We start from the raw sequence: 8,214 nt of genomic DNA on the forward strand, positions 1-8,214 counted from the left end.
CGCGACCATTACCAAAACATCGGCAAAAACCTGCCCGGTTTCCGTCCGCGCGCTTCGCAGCGGGAAATGATTGCGGCGATTGCCAACGCTTTTTCGCGGACGTTGACGCGTGAAGAAGGCGAAGAAGCGCCCAAACGCGAGGGCGAGAGCATTGCCGTGATCGAAGGGCCGACCGGCGTGGGTAAATCGTTGGCCTATCTTTTGGCCGGTGGAATCATGGCGCAAACGCGCGGCAAACGGCTGATTGTCAGCAGCGCGACGGTGGCCTTGCAGGAGCAGTTGGTCGACCGCGATTTGCCGTTTCTGGTCGAAAAAAGCGGTTTGGAGCTGACCTTTGCGCTTGCCAAGGGGCGTGGCCGTTATCTTTGCCCCTACAAACTCTATCAACTGACGCAAAACAATGCCCAGCAAAACCTGCTTGGTTTTGAAGCGCCGGAAGTGTTGTGGGACAGCAAACCCAAGCCGGAAGAATTGAACCTGCTGCGCGACATTGCCGATGAATTTTCCGCCCGCCGCTTTAATGGCGACCGCGACACTTGGCCGGAAAAAATCGATGACGCGATTTGGCTCAAAGTGACCAACGACCGCCACGGCTGCCTGAAATCCGCCTGTCCCAACCGTCCGGAATGCCCGTTTTACCTGGCGCGCGATGTTTTGGAAACCGTCGATGTCGTCGTTGCCAACCACGATCTTCTGCTTGCCGACATCAGCATGGGCGGCGGTGTGATTCTGCCTGCGCCCGAAAACAGTTTTTATTGCATAGACGAAGCGCACCACCTGCCCAAAAAAGCCCTCAGCCGTTTTGCCGCCGAACATTCATGGAATATTGCCGTTTGGACGCTGGAAAAACTGCCGCAGCTTACCGGCAAAATTGCCGCGCTGACCGATAAAGCCGAACTTGCCAACCTTGCCGACGAAGCTGCCACATCCTTGCTCGACAGCCTGCACGAATGGCAGTTCCATTTGGTGGAAGAGCCGTCTTTAAGTCTGGGGTCGTCTGAAAATGACAGGCGGAAACACAACGAACCGACTTGGCTGTGGGAAGACGGCAAAATCCCCGAAGGCCTTGAAACCACGGTTTCCAATACGGCCATTGCTGCGCGCAGCCTGCTCAAACACGTTATCGGCCTGAACGATGCGCTTTCCGCCGCACGCCGCGAAAAAGAACAGGACGGCGCGCTCCTCGACCGCCTGACCAGCGAGTTCGGCCTTTTTATCGCCCGTATCGAACAAATCAGTGCGGTTTGGGATTTACTCTCCACCGTTCCCATCGAGGGCGAAGAGCCGTTGGCGAAATGGATAACCCGCCGTGCCGACGACAAAAACGACTATATTTTCAACGCCAGCCCCATCAGCAGCGCATCCCACCTTGCCAACAATCTGTGGCGGCGCGCGGCAGGTGCGGTGCTGACTTCGGCTACCCTGCAATCGCTCGGCAGCTTCAACCTGATTTTGCGCCAAACCGGCCTATTATGGCTGCCCGAAACCACCACGCTTGCTTTGGAAAGCCCGTTTAATTTCGATGCGCAAGGTGAGCTGTATATTCCGCCGGTTCATGCCAGCCCGAAAGACCCTGATGCGCATACGGCCGCCATTGTCGAATGGTTGCCGAAGCTGGTTTCGCCGGTTGAAGCCATCGGCACGCTGGTGTTGTTTTCCTCGCGCAAGCAAATGCAGGACGTCGCCTTGCGCCTGCCTGACGAATACTTGCCACTTCTGCTTGTGCAGGGCGAGTTGCCCAAGGCCGTTCTTTTACAAAGGCACCATCAAGCCATTGCCGAAGGTAAAGCCAGCATTATTTTCGGCCTTGACAGTTTTGCCGAAGGCCTCGACCTGCCCGGCACGGCCTGCGTGCAAGTCATTATCGCCAAGCTACCGTTTGCCATGCCGGACAACCCCATCGAGAAAACGCAAAACCGCTGGATTGAACAACGCGGCGGCAATCCCTTTATCGAAATTACGGTGCCTGAAGCCAGCATCAAACTGATCCAAGCCGTCGGCCGCCTTATCCGTACCGAACAGGATTACGGCCGCGTGACCATCCTCGACAACCGCGTCAAAACGCAACGCTACGGCCAACAATTATTGGCCTGTCTGCCGCCGTTTAAACGGATAGGGTAGTTGTGGATAATTCAAAGGCAAAGGCCGTCTGAAACCAAATGTTCAGACGGCCTTTTATTCTTTTCAAGCTATAAATCCAATTTCATGACGGATACGGTTTCCCCGTTGTGCCAAGTCTGCGTGATTTCTTTCCAGCCGAACTTTTCATACACGGCCTGCACATCCGGCGTATAGAGAAACAGATGCGGCAAACCCAGTTCGTGTGCTTTATCCAGACAAAACGAAACCAGCTGCCTGCCTACGCCCAAACCGCGAAATTGCGGCAAAACGAACACATCGCCCAGCCAATATTCGTATTCGGGAAAACACGCCATATCAAACCGCTTCAATGCCGCCGAACCCATCAGCCGCCCTTCCTTATCCACAGCCGCAAACGCCAGCGGCAAGTTATCCCCATTAAGGCACTGCGCGTAATACGCACGGATTTTGTCCAGAGACGACCACGGCGCAAAATCGTGCCATTCCTCAAACAGCGCGAGGGCTAAAGGCTCGACAAATTCAGGCTTCAGACGGCATATGTTCATATTGGGTCCTTTTGTTGTACCGCATAGGGATAGTTTTTACAGTATAGGCCGTCTGAAAGGTTAACACATCTTAAAAAATCAGCGTAAAACACGATAAACCCGCCGCCAGCCCCATTCAAATCACTTATAATTCTGTCCATACCGCACACAAACAAAAGAAGAACATCATGGCCAAGAAATTTCCCATTTTCCCGAAAAATCCCGAGCGTATCTGCTGGGGTTGCGACAAATACTGCAAAGAAGACGATTTGCAATGCGGCAACGGTTGCGAGCGCATCCAACATCCCATCGAATTGGACGGCCGCGACTGGTATAAAAAAGGCGACTGGAGCAATTTGTTGAGCGAAGAGCAGCAAATCGAGCTTGGACTGAAAGAAGCACCCAAGCCGGCCAAACCGCATATCAAACTGCCTTTGAAAAACAAAACGGCTTAAACGGTATGCCGTAAACAAACGAGATAAAAAAAGGCCGTCTGAAACCTGAAAACAGGGTTTCAGACGGCCTTTGCGTTGTCGGATTATGCCTTCACATAATGCACAAACGCGTATTCGATGCCTTTGGCGGAAACATGATTTTCCCGAGAGGCTTCTTGCCATGTTTCTGTGGAAAACTCAGGAAAAAACGCATCGCCGTCCACATCCAAACCGACTTCGGTCAAGCGCAAATCGGTGGCAATCGGCAGGGCTTGTGCATAAATTTGCGCGCCGCCCATGATGATGACTTCTTCAACCCCCTGACACAAAGCCAGTGCATCTTCCAAAGAAGCCGCCGTTTGCGCGCCTTCGGCCTGATAAGCTTGGCGGGTGATGACGATATTTTGACGGCCGGGTAGAGGTTTGCGCGGCAGCGATTCCCATGTTTTGCGGCCCATAATGACGGGTTTGCCGGTGGTGTAGGATTTGAAAAAGGCAAAATCCTCGGGCAAATGCCAAGGCATGGTGTTGTTGATGCCGATACAGCGGCGGGCGGCGTAGGCGGCGATAAGGGTGATTTTCGGCATGATGAAATCCGTTTGTAAAATAAAATGATTATAGCGGAAGGGACTTTGAATAGACTGAATACCCGATATTTTAAAAATGTTTCAATATTTATAAAATCAATATTCAAAATACTTAATTTTGACAAAAATCATTTATTGTTCATTTTTTTAGGTATATGATAAATATCATACCAAATAAAAAAGGAAAGGAAAAAAATGATGAGAACCCTCCGTATTTCTGCTTTGACGGCTTCCCTGTCTTTGATGTTGGCTGCCTGCGGCGGCGCAACAAGCGGCTTGTCGAATGCCGTGACCGAGCCGCTCAATCCGCATCCGAAAGGTGTGTTGTCCGTTGAATTGAACGAATCTGTCCCTGAAAACGGTACGTTGGAGCTGATGGCTAACGGTAAAACGCAAACCCTGCAAAAAGGCGGCAAACTCGATACCGGCTTTTTGAAAACCGATAAAGTATCTTCTTACGACTACGCCCAAAAAATTAAGGTAAACGGCCAAGTCATCACTTTGGAAACGGGTGATTTCCAAGTGTATAAACAAAATTATTCCACTGTTGCCGCGCGTTACGCCAAACAAAAAGCCGATGACGCAGGCAAGCTGCAAAACCTCGATACATACACATTCACCGTCGGCGAAGTCCAAGGCGATGAAACTGCGTATCGCAATTTGCCCAAACAAGGCAGCTATCAGTATTCGGGTATTGCGTTTAACGGCGACGACCGCAGCGGCCGTCTGAAATACACCGTCGATTTCGATCAAAAACAAGGTTACGGCAAAATCAGCAGCATGGCTTCCCACAATAATGTCGACCTGCTTGCCGCAGGCATTGCCAATAACAATGGCAAAGCTGCCATCAGCGGTAAAACCAGTTTGAACGGTATCGAAAACGGCCGTTATGATTTGAAACTCTTTGGTCCGCAGGCTGAAGAAATTGCCGGTAAGGCGCAAATCAAAGTTGGCGATTCCACCAAAGAAATCGGTTTGGCCGGTAAAAAAGAATAGGAAACAAGGCCGCCTGAACATTTCAGACGGCCTTTTTCTGACAAAAAAAGCAACGGCTCAAACCGTTGCTTTTTTCATGTCAACCTAAATTACAGGCTGCCCAAGATAATGCGCAATACGCGGCGCAACGGCTCGGCAGCGCCCCACAAGAGTTGGTCGCCGACAGTGAACGCGCTGATGTATTCGCCACCCATCTCCAGTTTGCGGATACGGCCGACAGGAACAGACAGTGTGCCGGTAACTTTGGCGGGAGTCAGCTCGTGGATGCTGGCTTCTTTTTCGTTGGGGATGACTTTCACCCAGTCGTTCGCGCCTGCCAAAATGGTTTCGATTTCAGAAACAGGCAGGTCTTTTTTCAGCTTCAGGGTGAGGGCTTGGCTGTGGCAGCGCATAGAGCCGATGCGTACGCACAAGCCGTCGATTACGGTCGGATTGTCGCTGCGGCCGAGGATTTTGTTGGTTTCTACGCCGCCCTTCCATTCTTCTTTGGACTGGCCGTTGCCCAAGTCCACATCAATCCACGGAATCAGGCTGCCGGCGAGCGGTACGCCGAAGTTGGCTTTCGGATAGTCTTCGCTGCGCAGGAAATCGGACACTTTGCGGTCGATGTCGAGAATCGCGCTGGAAGGATCGGCAAGCTCGTCTGCCACTTTGGCGTGGATCGCGCCCATGCCGCTGATGAGTTCGCGCATGTTTTTCGCACCCGCACCGGAAGCGGCTTGGTAGGTCATGCTGGTTGCCCATTCGACCAAATCGTTTTGGAACAGACCGCCCAAAGCCATCAACATCAGGGAAACAGTACAGTTGCCGCCGATGTAGTTTTTCACGCCGTTTTTGAGGCCGTTGTCGATGACGTTGCGGTTGACAGGGTCGAGGACGATAATCGCGTCGTCTTTCATGCGCAGGGAAGATGCCGCGTCAACCCAGTAGCCGTTCCAGCCGCTGTCGCGCAGGGGTTGGAAGACGGATTTGGTGTAATCACCACCCTGACAGGTAACGATGATGTCCACTTTTGCCAATTCGGCAACATCGTTGGCATCCAACAATGTTTTGGCTGCCTGACCGAAATCAGGGGCAGCGCCGCCGACGTTGGAAGTGGTAAAGAAAAACGCTTCGGGAATGTGGGCGAAGTCGTTTTCTTCTTTCATACGCTGCATCAAAACAGAGCCGACCATACCGCGCCAGCCGACGAAACCTACTTTCATGTGCTACTCCTTGAGAAGAAAATCCTGATAAGTTTTATAGTGCATTAACAAAAATCGGAACGGCATGGTTTGCCGCTTTGTTCAGATTTTTGTTAACCCACTATAACAAAGGGGAAAACAAACGTTTTAACGCCGTCTGCGGAAAATGTAAAGGTTTTTATCGAAATTTTTTAGAATGATGGAAAAATAGGTTAAGATGGCAATGAAATTGCATCTCATTAAATAGCACAGAGGAAGATTAAATGAGCGAAATCAATTTGTCGGATTTGCCTAAAACAGAAATAGTAGATGTCCATATTGCTTCGCCGGGGGCGAGGGTTGCGGCATATTTGTTGAATAATTTGTTTAATGTTTTGATATGGGTACCATTTATTGTGATGGTAGTTTTCACTTTTGATGAAAGCAAAGAATTGGTTTCAGAGTCTTCTCTTTCTAATACCCCTGACTATGCAGTCATAACATTTTTTATTTCTTTGGCTGTCTATTTGGTTTTTGGTATCTTCCAACTGTATTACATGAGCCGAGACGGCCAGTCTTTAGGTAAAAAAATTATGGGCATCCGGGTGTTAAAAAGTGACGGTAGCAATCCGGGTTTTGGTGGTACGGTTTTGATACGCGAAGTGGCTTGGTCATTTATTGTCGGTATTATAGTCATTGCAGTAATGTTGGCAGTAAATGAAACAGGTGGAGATTTGGTTTCTCTGCTTATGACTTTCATCAACTTCATCATGCTCTTCTCCGTCAAACGCGACCGCCGCACGCTCTACGATATGCTGGCCGATACGGTTGTCGTCAAATTGCCGCCGCGCCGATAAATGGCTTTTTTGTGTTAAAATCAGCACTTTCCAACATAGGCCGTCTGAAAAATAGCTTTCAGACGGCCTTTCGACACGCTATTGATTCCATGAAAAAACATCTGTACCGCATCACGCTCGTCAGTATTGCCGCAGCCATTCTTGCCGCCTGTCCGAGCAAAAGCATTAAAAACCTCCCCGAAACCGACACCAGCGTTATCAAAGGCCCTGACCGCCCCACCGGTACGCCCGATCCCATCGGTACGACAGTGAGCGGGGGAGGAGCAAACTACACCGTAGTTTCCTACAACGAATTGCCGCACTGGGACCTCCAACACTTTACCAAAAGCCTGCAGTCTTTCCGTTTAGGCTGTGAAAAACTTAAAAACCGCCAAGGCTGGCAGGACGTTTGTATCCAAGCCATGCAAACACCGGTGCACCATTTCCAAGCCAAACACTTCTTTGAACGCTATTTCACCGCATGGCGCGTCGATAACGGCGGCAATCCTGCCGGCACCATTACCGGCTATTACGAACCGGTCCTGCACGGCGACGACAAAGCCACAAGCCAATCCCGTTTCCCGATTTACGGCATTCCGAACGATTTTGTTTCCGTTCCGCTGGCTGCAAACTTGAGGGGCAGCAAAGCCACCGTCCGCATCCGCCAAACCGGCCAAAACAGCGGCGTCATCGACAACAGCGGCACATACACGGCCGACTTGTCCAGATTCCCGATTACAGCACGCAGCACTGCGCTGAAAGGCCGTTTTGAAGGCAGCCGTTTTGTTCCTTACTACACCCGCAGCCAAATCAACGGCGGCGCGCTTAACGGCAAAGCGCCGATTTTGGGTTATGCAGATGACCCGGTCGAACTTTTCTTTATGCACATTCAAGGTTCAGGCCGTCTGAAAACTCCGTCCGGCAAATACATCCGTGTCGGATTTGCCGATAAAAACGAACATCCGTATGTTTCCATCGGCCGTTATATGGCGGATAAAGGCTATCTGCCGCTGGGTCAGACCAGCATGCAGGGCATCAAGGCCTATATGAAGCAAAATCCCGGCCGCCTTGCCGAAGTTTTGGGGCAAAACCCAAGCTACGTCTTCTTCCGCGAGCTGACCGGTAGCGGCGATTCCGGCCCGGTGGGCGCATTAGGTACGCCGTTGATGGGAGAATACGCCGGTGCTATCGACCGCCACTACATCACGCTTGGTGCACCATTATTTGTCGCCACTGCCCATCCGACCACCAAAAAAGCCCTCAACCGCCTGATTATGGCGCAAGACACCGGCAGCGCGATCAAAGGCGCGGTCCGTGTGGATTATTTCTGGGGCTATGGCGACGAGGCAGGCGAAGTGGCCGGCAAAATGAAAACCACCGGCTATGTATGGCAGCTTTTGCCCAACGGCATGAAACCGGAATACCGTCCATAAACAGCGGTTTAAAAAAAGGCCGTCTGAAACCAAGATTCAGGTTTCAGACGGCCTTTTTATTTCGATAAAAATGCGGCAGGTTTTAAAAACCTGCCGCGGTATGGGGACATACAGCTCGGACGGTAAGCCGGGTTCTGTCGC

Annotated in this window: 8 protein-coding genes; 5 read left to right on the top strand and 3 right to left on the bottom strand. The window is 51.2% G+C overall.

What is annotated here, in order from left to right:
- The coding region (dinG, locus tag ACTHSP_RS15025) for an ATP-dependent DNA helicase DinG (RefSeq protein ID WP_440346358.1) at positions 1–2,121 on the top strand (2,121 nt) is incomplete at its 5' end.
- A 68-nt stretch (positions 2,122–2,189) separates the two neighbouring features.
- On the opposite strand, the gene ACTHSP_RS15030 is transcribed toward dinG, so the two are convergent.
- Entirely contained in the window at positions 2,190–2,645 is a 456-nt protein-coding gene (locus ACTHSP_RS15030) for a GNAT family N-acetyltransferase (RefSeq protein ID WP_070873670.1), read from the bottom strand.
- 167 nt (positions 2,646–2,812) lie between these two features.
- Here ACTHSP_RS15030 and ACTHSP_RS15035 point away from each other — a divergent pair, with 167 nt between their 5' ends.
- Complete coding sequence (locus ACTHSP_RS15035) at positions 2,813–3,079, top strand: DUF3079 domain-containing protein (RefSeq protein WP_003686685.1); 267 nt, start codon at positions 2,813–2,815, stop codon at positions 3,077–3,079.
- 83 nt (positions 3,080–3,162) lie between these two features.
- Here ACTHSP_RS15035 and ACTHSP_RS15040 read toward each other — a convergent pair whose 3' ends face one another.
- The gene (locus ACTHSP_RS15040; protein WP_003747727.1) at positions 3,163–3,645 is read right to left on the bottom strand and encodes a dihydrofolate reductase; all 483 of its coding nucleotides are present in this window, start codon (positions 3,643–3,645) and stop codon (positions 3,163–3,165) included.
- A gap of 198 nt (positions 3,646–3,843) precedes the next feature.
- On the opposite strand from ACTHSP_RS15040, the gene ACTHSP_RS15045 reads away from it, so the two are divergent.
- Complete coding sequence (locus tag ACTHSP_RS15045) at positions 3,844–4,641, top strand: factor H-binding protein (RefSeq protein ID WP_314511275.1); 798 nt, start codon at positions 3,844–3,846, stop codon at positions 4,639–4,641.
- Positions 4,642–4,730: 89 nt separating this feature from the next.
- Here ACTHSP_RS15045 and asd read toward each other — a convergent pair whose 3' ends face one another.
- Positions 4,731–5,846, bottom strand: a complete 1,116-nt coding sequence (gene asd, locus ACTHSP_RS15050; RefSeq protein ID WP_440346359.1) for an aspartate-semialdehyde dehydrogenase — start codon at positions 5,844–5,846, stop codon at positions 4,731–4,733.
- 242 nt (positions 5,847–6,088) lie between these two features.
- On the opposite strand from asd, the gene ACTHSP_RS15055 reads away from it, so the two are divergent.
- On the top strand, positions 6,089–6,661 hold the full coding sequence (locus ACTHSP_RS15055) for an RDD family protein (protein ID WP_440346360.1): 573 nt from the start codon (positions 6,089–6,091) through the stop codon (positions 6,659–6,661).
- A gap of 89 nt (positions 6,662–6,750) precedes the next feature.
- Positions 6,751–8,073 (top strand): murein transglycosylase A, encoded by a 1,323-nt coding sequence (gene mltA / locus ACTHSP_RS15060; protein WP_440346361.1) that lies wholly within the window; start codon positions 6,751–6,753, stop codon positions 8,071–8,073.
- Positions 8,074–8,214 lie beyond the last annotated feature (141 nt).

The organism is Neisseria sp. P0001.S005 (assembly GCF_051963715.1).